Genomic DNA, 16,385 nt, shown 5'->3' on the forward strand with positions numbered 1-16,385 from the left:
AATTAAGATTCTCAAAGGTAATGGAGGAAATTTTATGAAAATTTCTATTGTAGCAGTAGGATCAGAACTCCTATTAGGACAAATACTCAATACAAATGCGAAGTTCCTTTCTCAATTATTTAACGGTGTTGGCTTAAATGTCGTGGAACAAGCGGTAATTGGAGATAATGAAGCTAGATTAGAACGCTTATTGCGTCAATCTCTAGAAGTTAACGATACGATCGTAATGACAGGCGGACTTGGTCCGACAAAAGATGATTTAACGAAACATACGGTAGCAAAAGTCTTAGGGCGTGAACTGGTTACAGACGAAACAGCATTAGAATATATTGAAAGCTACTTTAAAGAACAAAAACAAGAAATGAGCGAAAATAATAAACAACAAGCATTAGTGATTGAAGGGGCAACGGTTCTGCCAAATAAAGTAGGTATGGCACCTGGTATGTTAGTAGAACAAGATGGTAAACGTATTGCGTTAATGCCTGGACCACCAAAAGAAATGAATCCGATGGCAGAAGAAGAATTACTTCCATTATTAATGCAAGAAAACGGTACAATCTTTTCTGAACAATTGAAGTTTGCGGGTATCGGAGAATCACGTGTTGAAACAGAATTGTTAGACTTAATCGACAATCAATCTAATCCGACTATTGCGCCTTTAGCCGGATCTCATGAAGTTAAAATTCGTGTTACAGCAAGTGGACCAGATGAAGCTACATGTAAGTCTTTAATCAAACCAATTAGAACAGAAATTCTTAATCGTATTGGAGATTATTATTTTGGTTCTGATGAAACAACAATCGAACAAGCAACACTTGAAAAAGTACCGGGTACTTTTGCGATTTATGATGGTGTTACATCAGGAGAAGTTTACTCTAAACTTAAAGAAGATGATAAAGTTGATAAATTAAGAGGTATGTTAGTTGATGATGTTATCTTTGTAGAACAAGACTTAGATATTAAAACACGATTAAAATCAGGTGCAGAACAAGTACGTAAACTTTATCAAACTGATATTGGTGTAGCCTTATTGCATGAAGAGGATGAAGTGTATTTAGGTGTATGCACAGAAGATGACTTCAAAATAGAAGCGTTTACTATGACGCAAAAAAGGAATTTAATTAAACATAGAACGCCAAACTATGTCTATATCCGTTTGATAAATATGTTTTCTAAGTAAGAAATAGACAAAAAATTACGTTTATAAGTACTAGTGTTCGGTTGGTTATCACTAAAAACAAGAAATAACCGAACAAATATTCGTTTATTTCTTGTAATTTAGGATAGAAACCTGTATAGTATGAATTAAGATAAATTTGAGAAGATATCTCGAATAGGAGGCCAGACATTGAATAATGAACGTCAAAAAGCGCTAGATACTGTAATTAAGAATATGGAGAAATCGTTTGGTAAGGGTGCGGTTATGAAGTTAGGCGATAACAAAGCGCGCCGAGTTTCAAGTGTATCAAGCGGTTCTGTTACATTAGATAATGCCTTAGGAGTAGGCGGATACCCTAAAGGAAGAATTGTAGAAATTTACGGACCAGAAAGTTCTGGTAAAACAACAGTTGCATTGCATGCGATTGCTGAAGTACAAAAACAAGGCGGCATTGCAGCATTTATTGATGCTGAGCACGCGTTAGATCCTGTATATGCAGAAGCATTAGGTGTAGATATCAATAACTTATACCTTTCACAACCTGACCATGGGGAACAAGGTTTAGAAATTGCAGAAGCATTTGTGCGTAGTGGTGCAGTAGACATTATTGTTGTCGACTCAGTTGCAGCATTAACACCTAAAGCTGAAATTGAAGGTGAAATGGGAGATACACACGTTGGTTTACAAGCTCGTTTAATGTCACAAGCTTTACGTAAACTTTCAGGTGCTATTTCTAAATCAAACTGTACAGCGATTTTCATCAACCAAATCCGTGAAAAAGTCGGCGTAATGTTCGGTAACCCTGAAACAACGCCAGGTGGACGTGCATTGAAGTTCTACAGCTCAGTACGTTTAGAAGTACGTCGTGCAGAACAATTAAAACAAGGCCAAGAAATTGTAGGTAACCGTACTAAAATTAAAGTAGTTAAAAACAAAGTTGCGCCACCATTCAGAGTAGCAGAAGTTGATATTATGTACGGACAAGGTATTTCTAAAGAAGGCGAATTAATCGACTTAGGTGTTGAACATGATATCGTTGATAAATCAGGTGCTTGGTATTCTTACAATGGCGACCGTATGGGTCAAGGTAAAGAAAACGTTAAGAATTACTTGAAAGAACATCCTGATGTTAAAGCAGACATCGATCAAAAATTACGTCAAAAACTTGGTATTTTTGATGGAGATGTTGAAGAGAAAGAAGAAAAAGAAGCAGAAAAAAATAGTGAAAATGCATCTTTATTTGAAGAAGAATAGTATCTATTTTATAAACCTGGAAATAGCTTCCAGGTTTTTCTTTTTGCGGTGTAATTATGAAGGTTATGTAAACTATTAACCTTGACACTTCTCATGTTAAAAAAGTACAATTGGTATATATGATTCTTATATAACTTCATATAATCATATTGAAATTGATATACAAATAAACAAAATCCTAGAAAAAGGAGGTGTTTGTGTGAATTTATTAACCCTCCTACTCATTTTGCTGGGTTGTATTCTAGGAGTTGTTGTAGGGTATATAGTTGCCCAAAAAGTTTTGCACGATAAACAAGTGCAAGCAAAACAAACTGCAGATGATATTATCAATCAGGCGAACAAAGAAGCAGAGAATCTCAAGAAAGAGAGATTACTTGAGGCGAAAGAAGAAAATCAACGTTTAAAAGAACAAACAGAAAATGAACTTCGAGAAATACGTGGAAATCTTCAAAAACAAGAGACCCGCCTTCTTCAAAAAGAAGATAACTTAGAGCGTAAGTCTGATCTATTAGACAAAAAAGATGAGATTTTAGAGCAAAAAGAATCGAAAATTGAAGAAAAACAACAACAAGTAGATGCAAAAGAGAGTAGTGTTCAATCCATAATAATGAAGCACGAACAAGAATTAGAACGCATCTCCGGTCTCACACGTGATGAAGCTATCAAAGAACAGTTTCAACGTGTTGAAGAAGAACTGTCACAAGATATTGCAGTACTTGTTAAAGAAAAGGAAAATGAAGCGAAAGAAAAAGTTGATAAAACCGCAAAAGAATTGTTGGCAACAACGGTTCAACGCTTAGCTGCTGAACATACTTCAGAGTCAACAGTATCGGTAGTCAACTTACCGAATGATGAAATGAAAGGTCGTATTATTGGCCGTGAAGGTCGAAACATTCGTACTTTAGAAACATTGACGGGTATCGATTTAATTATAGATGATACACCAGAAGCGGTTATATTATCAGGCTTCGATCCTATTCGACGAGAAATTGCACGCACAGCTTTAGTCAACCTTGTTTCAGACGGTCGGATTCATCCGGGTCGTATCGAAGACATGGTAGAAAAAGCACGTAAAGAAGTAGATGATATTATCCGAGATGCTGGTGAACAAGCTACATTTGAAATTAACGTTCATAACATGCATCCAGACCTAGTTAAAATACTCGGTCGACTTAAATTCAGAACAAGTTATGGCCAAAATGTCTTAAAACACTCAATCGAAGTTGCACATTTATCAGGAATGCTTGCAGCTGAACTTGGTGAAGACGTGACATTGGCAAAACGTGCTGGTTTGTTACATGACGTTGGTAAAGCGATTGATCATGAAGTAGAAGGCAACCATGTCGAAATTGGTGTAGAACTTGCGAAGAAATATCATGAAAACGAAACAGTTATTAATGCGATTCATTCCCACCACGGGGATGTTGAACCAACATCAATTATCTCTATCCTAGTTGCTGCAGCAGATGCTTTATCAGCAGCGCGTCCAGGTGCTCGTAAAGAGACACTTGAAAATTATATCCGCAGATTGGAACGCTTAGAAGCACTATCTGAAGGTTATGAAGGCGTAGAAAAAGCATTTGCGATTCAAGCAGGTCGTGAAATCCGTGTAATTGTATCACCAGATGACATCGATGACTTGAAAGCACATCGCCTAGCAAGAGATATTAAAAAACAAATAGAAGATGAACTACAGTATCCAGGACATATCAAAGTGACAGTTGTTCGTGAGACGAGAGCAATTGAATATGCAAAATAATTTTTGAAACCAACAGAACCTTGGGCTAGAGATAGCTCAAGGTTCTTTTATATACAAATAAACTATCCCTTCAGCTTTTGAATGAGCTCAAGGGATAGTTACATTTAATTCATATTAAACTTATATATGCAGCATACTTAGAGTCGCAAAAGTTAATGCGGATAATATAATAGATGCGATTACAATTGCTATTAATGGTTTGCCGGCACGATCTTTAATATCTTTTAAGGCAACATTCAAGCCTAATCCAACCATTGCCATTATGATGAGTAATGTTGCTAAGAAATTTAATACTGCCATTAAAGGTTCTGGCAATGGTAAATACGTATTAATCAATGCAGCAATAATAAAACCAAATAAGAAATATGGAATTTCTATTTTAGCTTTTTGTGCACTGTGTTGTGATTTGTATTTCATGATTGCGAGTAAAATCAAACTGACTGGAATCAATAGAAATACACGTCCGAGTTTTGCGAGTAGTCCGATTTTAAGTGAAGCTTCTCCCGCAAATCCAGCAGCTAATACGACATGCGCAATTTCATGTAAACTACTGCCTGACCATGCGCCATATAATTGTGGCGCAATATTAAAGATAGATGTAATAACAGTGTAGGCTAATGAAAAGAGTGTTCCGATTAATGCGATAATGCCTACACTTAATGCTGTGTCTTTCTCTTTCGCTTTTAGAATTGAAGAAGTTGCGGCAATAGCAGCTGCACCGCAAATTCCTGTTCCGATTCCTAATAGAAGACCGATATCACGATCACCTTTAAGCCATTTGTTTAATAAGAAAATAAAACCGATACTAAAAATAACTACACCGATATCCACGAGTAATAATGTACGTCCTTGTGTAATGATTTCGTTAATATTTAATTTAAGACCATACAAGACAATCGCAAATTTCAAAAGCTTTTTCGCTGAAAATTCAATGCCAGGTCTAAGTGTTTCCGGATATCCTTTAATATGTCGATAAACAATCGCAAATAAGATCGCAATAGTCAATGCACCTACATTTGCGAGAATCGGCAACTTCGCTAACAACATACTGATGAGTGCGATAACCAGAGTAAAGAGTATCCCTAGTATGAAAGGTTTTTGTCTAAATGTTGTCATAGTCATGCCTCCTTAAAATTAAGGTTATCATTGGCTGACTATAACGTTAAATAAATATTTGGTATAGCGCTCATAACAAATTTGTTATAATAGTGAAAAGTCAAAGAGTCGGGGGACGTACAATGGATCCTTTTAAAGTATTAATTGAAGTCGTAAAAACGAGAAGCTACACGAAAGCAGCACAAAACTTATATACCTCGCAACCTTCAATCAGCCGAGATATTAAACGCTTAGAAAGTGACTATGACGTGAAGGTATTTGAATTTAAACATTCGAACATGCGACTCACAACTGATGGTGAAACTTTATTTCGATATGCGATACAAAAACAGCGACTTGAAGATCGTTTGAGAAAAGATTTAAAACAAGCACCTCATACAATTTCAGGAGAACTAACCATTGGCAGCAGTTACACTTACGGAGAATATCGATTGTCTGAACATCTCGCAGACTTGGCTCTAAAATATCCTAAATTACACATTCATGCGAGATTAGATAACTCAGAACATATTATTGAACATCTTAAACATAATAGTATCGATGTAGGTATTGTAGAAAAAGAAATTCAAGACAATGCGTTAAATAAAATTAAAATTGAACATGATGAGTTAGTTTTAATTCGTAGAAAAGGGCAAGTGTTTGAACAAGCTTCAACGTTTTATATTAGAGAAAGAGGCTCAGGTACGCGTGCATACCAAGAGAAGGGGATTGAGAAACTTGGCTTAGATGATATCTTTTTAGTTGAAATGAATAACACCACACTGATTAAAAATATGGTGCGCAGTGGTATGGGAATATCTATTGTTTCCTCTTCAGCACTGACTCCTTATGATCATCAATATTTAAGCGTAGTACCTGTAGATATACAACGTGATTTTTATTTGTTTACACATAAGAATAAATACATTGATGATAATCTAAGCTTATTGATAGAACATTTGAAGAAGCAATAAAAAGTTGAACATAAAAAAGAAGTTAAGCATATTTTGCTTAACTTCACGTGTTTCATGTGTCAGTGTATATCACTGCATCGCTTTTATTTTTATAATCGTTGTCTTTATTTAGATAAAAGTAAATCTGTTTGTTTTACTTCTTTAAGTACTTCGCATGTATCTAAAGCGTTTGAAGATAATTGTGCGTATCTTTCAGCTAAACGATAAGCATTAACATAAAGTTCTAAAGCTTCTTTTGCGATATCTTCAGCATCCTCACTTTTTGACGGATTTGATTGAAGTACTAGTTCTGCGAACTTTTCGGGATCAATATTAATTGACATTGAATAACGACATCTCCTATAAATTTGATAGACAAATCATAACATACAAACACACCCTGAAAAAGTAAAACTTCTAGTCGAAAATTGACAGATTTTTTACAAATACAACAATGTGATGTATGAATGACTTAATTACTTTTACCCGCTCTACATAAAATTAAAGATGAAGTTATTAAAACTTAAAAGAATCTTTGATTTCAGAACGCGATTGATACTTTTCAATTGATGCTTTTTCCATTAAACTAACTAATATGAGAGGATGAAGGAACGTTGAGAATATTATTTATCGGCGATATCGTAGGTAAGGTAGGACGTCAGGCAATCACGACGTATCTTCCTAAATTGAAACAACATTACCGTCCGACTGCGACAATTGTGAACGCTGAAAATGCGGCACACGGCAAAGGACTGACTGAAAAAATTTATAAACAATTATTACGTGAAGGCGTAGACTTTATGACGATGGGCAATCATACGTATGGTCAGCGTCAGATTTATGAGTTTATTGATGATGCGAAACGTATGGTCAGACCTGCGAACTTCCCTGATGAAGCACCAGGTGTCGGCATGCGTTATATGCAAATTAATGACACAAAACTTGCTGTTATCAATTTGCAAGGACGCGCTTTTATGCAAGATATTGATGATCCATTTAAAAAAGCAGATGCTTTGATAAAAGAAGCGCAAAAAGAAACGCCTTATATTTTTGTAGATTTTCATGCGGAAACAACATCAGAGAAAAATGCGATGGGCTGGTATTTAGATGGCCGCGCAAGTGCTGTAGTTGGAACGCATACACATATTCAAACTTCAGATAACCGTATTTTACCTCAAGGTACAGGTTACATTACAGATGTCGGTATGACTGGCTTCTATGATGGTATTTTAGGTATTAATCGTGATGAAGTCATTTACCGTTTTATCTCAAGTTTACCGCAACGTCATGTTGTACCTGACGAGGGAAGAGAAGTTTTATCTGGTGTAGTTATTGATTTAGATAAAAATGGTAAAACCAAAAAGATTGAACGGATTTTAATTAACGAAGATAACCCATTCGAAATGGTCTGATAGGGTATCGTCCGTTAGTATGAATTTCACTTAAAACCACTGTTATCATAGTAATACAGTGGTTTATTTTGTTATGATGATAGATGAATTATATTACAGGAGGCAAAGCTAGGTATGAAATCACAAGTATCTTGGAAAGTAGGCGGACAACAAGGTGAAGGAATTGAATCGACTGGAGAAATCTTTGCCACAGCAATGAACCGTGAAGGGTATTATCTCTACGGATACAGACATTTCTCAAGCCGTATTAAAGGCGGACATACCAATAATAAAATCAGGGTATCAACAACACCTGTACATGCGATCAGCGATGATTTAGATATTCTAATCGCATTTGATCAAGAAACGATTGAATTAAACCATCATGAAATGCGTGATGACAGCGTAATTATTGTAGATGCAAAAGCAAAACCGTCTCGTCCTGAAAATTGTAAAGCCCAACTGATCGTACTGCCTTTTACAGATATCGCAAAAGAGCTAGGTACGAAATTAATGAAAAACATGGTCGCAATTGGTGCAACATGTGCCATTATGGATTTAGATATCAAATCTTTCGAATCTTTAATTGCGAATACATTCGGTAAAAAAGGCGAAAATATTGTAGACATGAACGTTCAAGCGTTACATGCAGGCTATGAAGCTATGAAAGAAGAAATGACAGACTTAAAAGGTGACTACCACCTTGAAGCAAGCCAGTCTGAGCCGCATTTATATATGATTGGTAACGATGCGATTGGTTTAGGTGCGATTTCAGCGGGTTCTAAATTTATGGCTGCTTATCCGATTACACCAGCATCAGAAATCATGGAATATATGATTGAAAACTTACCAAAAGTAAATGGTGCAGTTATCCAAACAGAGGATGAAATTGCGGCTGCGACAATGGCTATCGGTGCAAACTATGCAGGTGTCCGTGCATTTACAGCATCAGCAGGACCTGGCTTGTCGTTAATGATGGAATCTATCGGTTTATCAGGTATGACTGAAACGCCGTTAGTGATTGTGAATACACAACGTGGCGGTCCATCAACAGGCTTACCGACAAAAGAAGAACAATCTGACTTAATGCAGATGATTTATGGTACGCATGGCGATATTCCTAAAATTGTCGTAGCACCGACAGATGCTGAAGATTCGTTCTATTTAACAGTAGAAGCTTTCAACTTAGCTGAAGAATACCAATGCCCAGTCATTATCTTAAGTGATTTACAATTAGCATTAGGTAAACAAACTGTTGAACAATTAGATTTCAGTCGTGTAGAAATTAAACGTGGCGAGTTGCTGCAAAGTGATATTGAAAGAGATGAAGATGATAAATCTTACTTCAAACGTTATGCATTAACAGCAAGCGGTGTATCACCACGACCAATTCCAGGTGTTAAAGGCGGTATTCATCATGTGACAGGTGTAGAACACAGTCCAGAAGGTAAACCTAGCGAGTCTGCACAAAACCGTCAAGAACAAATGGACAAACGTATGCGTAAGACAGAAAAGTTATTAATCAATGAACCTGTGATTGACGATCAACCGTATGATGAAGCGGATATCTTATATATTGGTTTCATTTCAACAAAAGGTGCAATTCAAGAAGGTAAAGCACGTCTTGAAGATGAAGGTATTAAAGTCAATCATTTACAAATTAAACAATTGCATCCGTTCCCTACACAAATTGTGCAAGAAGCGGTAGATAAAGCGAAAAAAGTAGTTGTTGTTGAACATAACTATCAAGGACAACTTGCGAATATATTAAAAATGAATGTGAACGTCCATCAAAAATTAATCAATCAAACGAAGTATGATGGTACACCATTCTTACCACATGAAATTGAAGAAAAAGGTTTAGAAATTGCCAAAGAAACTGAAGGAGTGGTTACAGGTGGCAACATTTAAAGATTTTAGAAATAACGTTAAGCCTAACTGGTGTCCAGGTTGCGGTGACTTCTCAGTCCAAGCAGCGATTCAAAAAGCAGCTGCAAATGTAGGCTTAGAACCAGAAGAAGTAGCATTAATTACAGGTATCGGTTGTTCAGGTCGTTTATCAGGCTATGTTAACTCATATGGTATGCACGCGATTCACGGTCGTGCTTTACCGATTGCGCAAGGTGTTAAAATGGCCAATAAAGATTTAACAGTGATTTGTTCAGGCGGTGACGGAGATGGTTATGCGATTGGTATGGGTCATACCATTCATGCATTACGTCGTAACATGAACATTACGTACATCGTTATGGATAACCAAATTTATGGTTTAACTAAAGGACAAACATCACCATCATCAGCTCCTGGCTTTGTGACAAAAACTACACCAAAAGGCAACATTGAACAAAACGTCGCACCGTTAGAATTAGCATTATCATCAGGTGCAACATTTGTAGGACAAGGTTTCTCAAGTGACATCAAAGGATTGACTGCTTTAATCGAAGAAGCAATCAACCATGATGGTTTCTCATTTGTGAACATTTTCTCACCATGTGTGACTTATAATAAAGTAAACACGTATGATTGGTTTAAAGAAAATCTTGTATCTGTTGATGAATTAGAAGATTATGATCCATCAGATAAAGGTAAAGCAACACAAGCAGTTATCAATCATGAATCATTGCTGACAGGTATTGTATATCAAGATAAAGAAACACCTTCTTATGAATCACAATTAGAAGTGATGAGCGGAGAAGCTTTAGCTAAGCAAGATATCAACATTGACCAATCACAATTTGATGAACTAACAAAACAATTTATTTAAAATACAAAATAGCCTTCATATTCTTCAAATAACGGGTATAAGTTATTGTAAGGGTATGAAGGCTTATTTATGATTCTGAAAATATATTTATATGATTATTTTGTATATCCATTAAATTGAGATTGACTAAAGTTTAAAATAAAAGTTTGGCATACCGCTTAATCAGGGTAATGTTTAAATAAGTCGCATTTAAGAGGTGTACAAAATGAAGAAAGAGATAAACGGAAATGAAACTCCTATGACACAAGAGCACTTATTAAATAAAATTGCACATAATTACTTAGAAGGACAGCAAGTAGATCCTTCAAATGAACATATAATTGAAAATGAAACACCACAAGGGTATGATGCACGCATTTATTTATTAAAAAACGAAGCCAATCGAAAACATTTAGCACACTGTATTAGAGATTATATCAATGGACATCTCGTAAAAGTGTTAGTAGACGATCATTTATTAATCGATTTTACGGAAACAGCAAATAATGATCATACCCATTTCAAAAGTTTAAATGGAGAATTAATCAAACATTTTAATCGAGCAATCAGACAAATTAAAGGTGAAATTCCTTTTGATGAAGATAATCATCCTGTGCCTCTATATGTTAGACGAATCAGTGAAGGTGGTTTTAAAGTTTTGAAACTTGATGAAATCCACCGCCTAGTCTATAAAGAAATTGATCATCGCCTCATTATTATCAGCTGTTATTACCACACTGTATGATTTCCATAAAACTAAGATAGAATATTCGATAGAAAATATAAATTTTGATACAGTAAAGTTAATGAAATAGTGAAAAGAGGTTTGAAAGATGCAAGATACATTGATGAGTATTCAAGTATTACCTAAAACCCCCAATGGTGAAGACGTTATTCCATATGTTGATGAAGCGATTTCTATTATTGAACAATCTGGATTAAAATTTAGAGTATCGCCATTAGAAACAACCGTTCAAGGCACAATGAGCGAGTGTTTGATTTTAATTCAAAATATTAATGACAGAATGGTCGAACTAGAAGTACCAAGTGTCATCAGTCAAGTGAAGTTCTATTATGTACCGACTGGTATTACAATGGAAGATTTGACTGCAAAATATGATTAATAAATATTATTTGCTAAAGCATTCCTAATTACAGGAGTGCTTTTTTGTTTTATCAAACAACCTAATTATAAAAATAATAAAAAATAGAAGTGTCATTGACACAATAGTCTGAATATTAATATAATAATTTCATATAAGCGGCATAGAGATAACAGCAAGAGGAGGAATTATATGAAGAAACGATGGTTTAAGTTAGCGATAGTTTTACTATCACTGTTATTAGTACTATCAGCATGCGGCAGCAAAAAGTCGGATTCTGATAATACTAAGGGTTCAAGCAGTACGGGCAAGAGTGACAAAAAAGGCGGTACATTAAATATTGGTACAGGTGCACCACCAGAAGGTAACTTCTCTGGTATTTTTGCATCATCAGTTACTGATTCAGGTGTTATCGGATTATTCAGTGATGGATTATTCAAAATGGATGATCATTTACAATTAGAACCAAACTTAGTGTCATGGAAAGAAATCGAACCTGCTAAGAAATATAAATTCACATTGAAAAAAGGTGTGAAATGGCAAGATGGTAATCCATTAACAATCAATGACTGGATTTTCACATTAGAAACATTAGCAAATCCTGACTACGATGGTCCACGTTATGACAACGTAGATTGTATCGAAGGGGCACAAGCGAAAAAAGAAGGTCAAGCGGATACAATTTCAGGTATCAAAAAGATTGATGACTACAATGTAGAAATCACATTCAAAGAGAAAAAAGTTAATAACTTATTGAAAATTTATGCTGGCGACTTATTGAGTGAAAAAATCTTTAAAGATATTCCAGTTAAAGATATGGCAAAATCAGACGCTGTTCGTAAACATCCAATCGGTTATGGAGCATTCAAAGTTAAAAAAATCGTAGATGGCGAATCAGTACAATTAGAGAAAAACAAAGATTACTGGAAAGGTGAACCAAAGCTCGACAAAATCAACTACAAAGTTGTAGACCAAAACGCGATGGTTAAAGCTCTTCAAAACGGCGACATCGACATGGTAGGTCAAGGTACACCACCAATGGCAAAACAAGTTAAAGACTCTAAAGCAGACAACATTAAAGTATTAACAGCACCATCAACACAATACATGATTATCGGATTTGTATTAAACAAATATGATAAAAAAGCAATGAAAGTCGGAGAACCACTTCCTAAATACCAAGATGTACGTTTAAGAAAAGCAATGGATTATGCGATCAATAAAGATGAATGGATTAAAGCATTCATGTATGGTTACGCTAAACCAACGAACTCATTAATTCCAACAAGTCACTGGGTATCTCAAGGTAATAAAGGCTTAGAAGACTATAGCTACAATGTTAAAAAAGCGAAAAAATTATTAGATGAAGCAGGATATAAAGATAGAGACGGCGATGGTTTCAGAGAAGACCCTAAAGGTAAAAAATTCGAAATCAGCTTGAAACACTATGCAGGTACAAACCCAACATTTGAACCAAGAACTGCAGCACTTAAAGGTTATTGGGAAAAAGTTGGCTTGAAAACTAAAGTCAGCATGGTTGAATTCAGTAAATATAATGCAGATTTAGAAAAATCAGACGGTAACGTTGAAGTTTATGTCAGAGGATGGCAACAAGGGGCTGACCCAGATCCATCAGGTTTATATAAATCAAATGCATTATGGAATGAATCACGTTACAACAACCCAGAATCAGATAAATTATTAGCAGAAGCTACTGATTTTGATGTTGTAGGAAACGACAAAGAAAAACGTAAAGATATCTACTTGAAATGGCAAAAACTTTGGAATAAAGATGTTCCAGTTATCCCTCTTGTAGAACTTGAAGATATTACTTTAGTTAGCAATAAAGTTAAAAACTTTGAAGTTTCATTCAAAGGTTCTAACCCTGCAAATGAATGGACTGTAGAAAAATAATTTTGCATGAAAAGCCTCGATTATTTTCGAGGCTTTTTCTAAGCAAAAAAAGGGAGTGTTGAAATTGACATCGAGGAATATTTTAGAAATAACACAATTAAAAACCAGCTTTTACATAAAGAAAGAATGGCATTCTGCAGTTAATGATATTAATTTGTCAGTTGAAGAAGGGGAGATTCTTGGGATCGTAGGTGAATCAGGATCAGGTAAATCTGTATTAAGTTTATCTGTGATGCAGTTATTACCAGAAAAAATTGCCAAGATTGAAGAAGGAGAAATCGTCTTTAAAGGTAAGCGTGTCGACAACATCAGTGAGAATGACTATAACCAACTAAGAGGTAAAGAACTCTCAATGATTTTCCAAGAACCGATGACAGCTTTAAATCCAGTATTTACAATTGGTAATCAGCTTACTGAAAAAATCATGCTGCATTTGAAATTGAATAAATCAGAAGCGAGAGCCAAAGCGATTGATTTGCTGAACCAAGTAGGTATTCCGCGTGCCGCAGAAGTCATTGATAACTATCCGCATCAATTATCAGGGGGGATGAGACAGCGTGTCATGATCGCATTAGCTATTTCTTGTAGTCCTGATTTGTTAATCGCTGATGAGCCTACCACTGCCTTAGACGTTACAGTACAAGCCCAAATTTTAGAGTTGTTACGTAAAATCAGAAAAGAAACGAATATGTCTATCATCTTCATTTCGCATGACTTAGCTGTTATCTCAGAACTCTGTGACCGCGTTGCCGTAATGTATGCCGGTAATATTATTGAAACTGGCACGACAAATGAAATTTTCAAATCTCCGAAACATCCTTATACACAAGCTTTAATCAGATCGATACCTAAATTAGACAGTGATGTTGAAAAATTAGAAGTCATTGAAGGTAGTGTCCCTTCACTTGTAAATATGCCGAAAGTAGGATGTAAATTCGCAAATAGATGTCCGCATGTTATGGATATCTGTAAAACTGAAAACGTCGCTTTAAAATCGATTGACGCAAAACATAAAGTCGCTTGTCATTTATATGACGAGCAATAATGGAGGAACGATATGGATAAAAAGACAATCTTAGAAGTAAACAATCTTAAGCAATATTATCCAATTAAAGGTGGATTTTTTCGTAGAACAATCGGTCAAGTTAAAGCAGTAGACGGTATCAGTTTTAAAATTAATGAAGGAGAAACAATGGGGCTTGTTGGTGAATCAGGCTGTGGTAAATCGTCAGCAGGACGCAGCATTTTAAGATTACAGACACCGACAGATGGTACTGTTTTATTCGATGGCGAGGATATCACAAAGATTCAAGGTAGAAAGTTGAGAGAAGCGAGACAAGGTTTTCAAATGGTCTTTCAAGATCCTTATGCATCATTAAACCCGCTTCAAATGGTCGGCGATATCGTCGCTGAACCGATTAAAAACTATCATAAAATATCTAAAGAAGAACTCGAAAAAGAAGTCAAAGCACTGCTTGTCAAAGTAGGACTAAACACAGAAGACTATTATAAATATGCACATGAATTTTCAGGAGGTCAAAGACAAAGGGTCGGTATTGCACGTGCACTCGCTTTGAAACCAAAACTCATCATTTTAGATGAACCTGTCAGTGCGTTAGATGTTTCTGTACAATCTCAAGTTTTGAACTTATTAGATGATTTGCAAGAAGAGTTTAATCTCAGCTATTTATTTATCGCCCATGACTTAAGTGTCGTAAAGCATGTGAGTGATTACATTGGAGTTATGTATCTCGGACACATTGTAGAACAAGGTCCGTCAGATGAAATTTATAACAATCCTAAACATCCGTACACACAAGCTTTGATTTCAGCTATTCCTGAAATTGATCCAGAAAAAAGAAAAGAACGTATTTTATTAACAGGTGATTTACCTTCTCCTGCCAATCCACCGACAGGGTGTCCATTCCATACCCGTTGTCCGATTGCTCAAGAAGCGTGTAAAACAACTAAGCCAAAGTATAAAGAAGTCAGTCAAAATCATTTCGCAGCATGCTTATTGATTGAGGAAGAGGTGGAAAAATGATTCAGTTAATTGTTCGTCGTTTATTATTGATGATTCCGTTATTATTCTTAATTTCAATCGTTATCTTCGGTATTGCGAAAATGCAGCCGGGTGATGCTTTTACAGGATCTGTAACGTCAACTGATAGTTCAGCATCTAAATATATTGAACAGCAAAGAAAAAAATTAGGCTATGACCAGCCGATTCATGTGCAATATATGAAATGGGCTGAAAAAATCGCTCAAGGTGATTTAGGTGAATCTGTACGATTCAAACGTCCAGTTTTAGATTTAATTAAAGAAAGAATGCCAAACACAATTACACTAGGTACATTAAGTTTGATATTTACTTATATTTTAGCGTTTCCGCTTGGTATTGTTTCAGGACGGAAACCGTACTCACCTTTAGATTATTCTATACAAATCGCGAACTATTTCTTACTCGCGTTACCATCATTTGTAGCGGGTGTGTTCGCAATTTATTTATTTGCTTTCCAATTAAACTGGTTCCCATTCCAAGGCTCAGTGACGATTGGTTTGGAAGAAGGTACATTCCCGTACTATATGAGTAAAATTTATCATGCCTTATTGCCTGCATTAATTCTAGGTATTATGTCGACAGCAGGTTACGTACAATTCTTAAGAAATGATATTATCGAAAATTCACGTAAAGACTATGTCAGAACAGCACGTTCAAATGGTATTTCAGAAAACAAAATTTACAACAAACATATTTTAAGAAACTCAGTCATTCCGATTGTGACATTCTTCGGTGGAGATGTGTTATCTATCTTCGGCGGGGCTGTAATTACTGAAACGATTTTCTCTTATCCTGGTATCGGTAAATTATTAATTGAAGCAATCAGCGGTAAAGACTATCCATTAATGATGGCATTACTTTTATTCTTTGCATTTTTAGGACTATTAGCGAACTTAATATCCCACATCACATACAGTATTGTAGACCCTAGAATTAAGAGCAACTAAGGAGG

The 16,385-nt window shown here is 35.6% G+C and carries 15 protein-coding genes; 13 read left to right on the forward strand and 2 right to left on the reverse strand.

The genetic code is table 11. From position 1 onward, the window contains the following. Positions 1 to 34: 34 nt before the first annotated feature. The 3 genes from HMPREF2603_RS05165 (at position 35) to rny (ending at position 4,172) form a co-directional block, all read left to right on the forward strand. Positions 35 to 1,180 (forward strand): CinA family nicotinamide mononucleotide deamidase-related protein, encoded by a 1,146-nt coding sequence (locus tag HMPREF2603_RS05165; protein WP_002480730.1) that lies wholly within the window; start codon positions 35 to 37, stop codon positions 1,178 to 1,180. A gap of 168 nt (positions 1,181 to 1,348) precedes the next feature. Then, positions 1,349 to 2,413 (forward strand): recombinase RecA, encoded by a 1,065-nt coding sequence (recA, locus tag HMPREF2603_RS05170; RefSeq protein ID WP_002480731.1) that lies wholly within the window; start codon positions 1,349 to 1,351, stop codon positions 2,411 to 2,413. 199 nt (positions 2,414 to 2,612) lie between these two features. Continuing rightward, positions 2,613 to 4,172, forward strand: coding sequence for a ribonuclease Y (rny, locus tag HMPREF2603_RS05175; protein ID WP_060803523.1), 1,560 nt, complete (start codon positions 2,613 to 2,615; stop codon positions 4,170 to 4,172). 120 nt (positions 4,173 to 4,292) lie between these two features. Here rny and HMPREF2603_RS05180 read toward each other — a convergent pair whose 3' ends face one another. Then, entirely contained in the window at positions 4,293 to 5,288 is a 996-nt protein-coding gene (locus HMPREF2603_RS05180; protein WP_023015671.1) for a YeiH family protein, read from the reverse strand. 122 nt (positions 5,289 to 5,410) lie between these two features. On the opposite strand from HMPREF2603_RS05180, the gene HMPREF2603_RS05185 reads away from it, so the two are divergent. Further along, positions 5,411 to 6,241, forward strand: coding sequence for a LysR family transcriptional regulator (locus HMPREF2603_RS05185; protein ID WP_002480734.1), 831 nt, complete (start codon positions 5,411 to 5,413; stop codon positions 6,239 to 6,241). A 104-nt stretch (positions 6,242 to 6,345) separates the two neighbouring features. Here HMPREF2603_RS05185 and HMPREF2603_RS05190 read toward each other — a convergent pair whose 3' ends face one another. Further along, positions 6,346 to 6,564 (reverse strand): hypothetical protein, encoded by a 219-nt coding sequence (locus HMPREF2603_RS05190; RefSeq protein ID WP_002480735.1) that lies wholly within the window; start codon positions 6,562 to 6,564, stop codon positions 6,346 to 6,348. Between the two features lie 270 nt (positions 6,565 to 6,834). Between HMPREF2603_RS05190 and HMPREF2603_RS05195 the strand changes: the two genes are divergently transcribed. From HMPREF2603_RS05195 to opp4B, 9 genes are all read left to right on the forward strand, one after another. Further along, positions 6,835 to 7,632, forward strand: coding sequence for a TIGR00282 family metallophosphoesterase (locus HMPREF2603_RS05195; RefSeq protein WP_023015669.1), 798 nt, complete (start codon positions 6,835 to 6,837; stop codon positions 7,630 to 7,632). Positions 7,633 to 7,746: 114 nt separating this feature from the next. Next, positions 7,747 to 9,522, forward strand: a complete 1,776-nt coding sequence (locus HMPREF2603_RS05200; protein WP_057509838.1) for a 2-oxoacid:acceptor oxidoreductase subunit alpha — start codon at positions 7,747 to 7,749, stop codon at positions 9,520 to 9,522. After that, positions 9,509 to 10,375, forward strand: a complete 867-nt coding sequence (locus tag HMPREF2603_RS05205; protein ID WP_060803525.1) for a 2-oxoacid:ferredoxin oxidoreductase subunit beta — start codon at positions 9,509 to 9,511, stop codon at positions 10,373 to 10,375. The genes HMPREF2603_RS05200 and HMPREF2603_RS05205 overlap by 14 nt, the downstream gene beginning before the upstream one ends. A gap of 205 nt (positions 10,376 to 10,580) precedes the next feature. Further along, positions 10,581 to 11,099 (forward strand): type II toxin-antitoxin system YoeB family toxin, encoded by a 519-nt coding sequence (locus tag HMPREF2603_RS05210; RefSeq protein WP_002480739.1) that lies wholly within the window; start codon positions 10,581 to 10,583, stop codon positions 11,097 to 11,099. Positions 11,100 to 11,187: 88 nt separating this feature from the next. After that, positions 11,188 to 11,478, forward strand: a complete 291-nt coding sequence (locus HMPREF2603_RS05215; protein ID WP_002480740.1) for a thiamine-binding protein — start codon at positions 11,188 to 11,190, stop codon at positions 11,476 to 11,478. Between the two features lie 171 nt (positions 11,479 to 11,649). Next, a complete protein-coding gene (gene opp4A, locus HMPREF2603_RS05220) occupies positions 11,650 to 13,371 on the forward strand; it encodes an oligopeptide ABC transporter substrate-binding protein (protein ID WP_060803526.1) in 1,722 nt (573 codons plus the stop codon). 64 nt (positions 13,372 to 13,435) lie between these two features. Further along, positions 13,436 to 14,416 carry an ABC transporter ATP-binding protein gene (locus HMPREF2603_RS05225; RefSeq protein WP_082709446.1) on the forward strand — a complete coding sequence of 327 codons (981 nt, stop codon included), beginning with the start codon at positions 13,436 to 13,438 and terminating at the stop codon, positions 14,414 to 14,416. A gap of 12 nt (positions 14,417 to 14,428) precedes the next feature. Next, positions 14,429 to 15,415: an ABC transporter ATP-binding protein gene (locus HMPREF2603_RS05230; RefSeq protein ID WP_023015664.1), complete on the forward strand. Its 987-nt coding sequence runs from the start codon at positions 14,429 to 14,431 to the stop codon at positions 15,413 to 15,415. Further along, positions 15,412 to 16,380: an oligopeptide ABC transporter permease gene (opp4B, locus tag HMPREF2603_RS05235; RefSeq protein ID WP_060803528.1), complete on the forward strand. Its 969-nt coding sequence runs from the start codon at positions 15,412 to 15,414 to the stop codon at positions 16,378 to 16,380. The genes HMPREF2603_RS05230 and opp4B overlap by 4 nt, the downstream gene beginning before the upstream one ends. Positions 16,381 to 16,385: the final 5 nt, after the last annotated feature.

It is taken from the genome of Staphylococcus sp. HMSC055C03, assembly GCF_001809385.1.
GTDB classification, from domain to species: domain Bacteria; phylum Bacillota; class Bacilli; order Staphylococcales; family Staphylococcaceae; genus Staphylococcus; species Staphylococcus simulans.

What these genes read in the sequence shown, in the direction of transcription:
- HMPREF2603_RS05165 (WP_002480730.1), top strand. Translation starts at nt 35, where the DNA reads ATGAAAATTTCTATTGTAGCAGTAGGATCAGAACTCCTATTAGGACAA.
- HMPREF2603_RS05180 (WP_023015671.1), bottom strand. Translation starts at nt 5,288, where the DNA reads ATGACAACATTTAGACAAAAACCTTTCATACTAGGGATACTCTTTACT.
- HMPREF2603_RS05185 (WP_002480734.1), top strand. Translation starts at nt 5,411, where the DNA reads ATGGATCCTTTTAAAGTATTAATTGAAGTCGTAAAAACGAGAAGCTAC.
- HMPREF2603_RS05190 (WP_002480735.1), bottom strand. Translation starts at nt 6,564, where the DNA reads ATGTCAATTAATATTGATCCCGAAAAGTTCGCAGAACTAGTACTTCAA.
- HMPREF2603_RS05200 (WP_057509838.1), top strand. Translation starts at nt 7,747, where the DNA reads ATGAAATCACAAGTATCTTGGAAAGTAGGCGGACAACAAGGTGAAGGA.
- HMPREF2603_RS05210 (WP_002480739.1), top strand. Translation starts at nt 10,581, where the DNA reads ATGAAGAAAGAGATAAACGGAAATGAAACTCCTATGACACAAGAGCAC.
- HMPREF2603_RS05215 (WP_002480740.1), top strand. Translation starts at nt 11,188, where the DNA reads ATGCAAGATACATTGATGAGTATTCAAGTATTACCTAAAACCCCCAAT.
- opp4A (WP_060803526.1), top strand. Translation starts at nt 11,650, where the DNA reads ATGAAGAAACGATGGTTTAAGTTAGCGATAGTTTTACTATCACTGTTA.
- HMPREF2603_RS05230 (WP_023015664.1), top strand. Translation starts at nt 14,429, where the DNA reads ATGGATAAAAAGACAATCTTAGAAGTAAACAATCTTAAGCAATATTAT.
- opp4B (WP_060803528.1), top strand. Translation starts at nt 15,412, where the DNA reads ATGATTCAGTTAATTGTTCGTCGTTTATTATTGATGATTCCGTTATTA.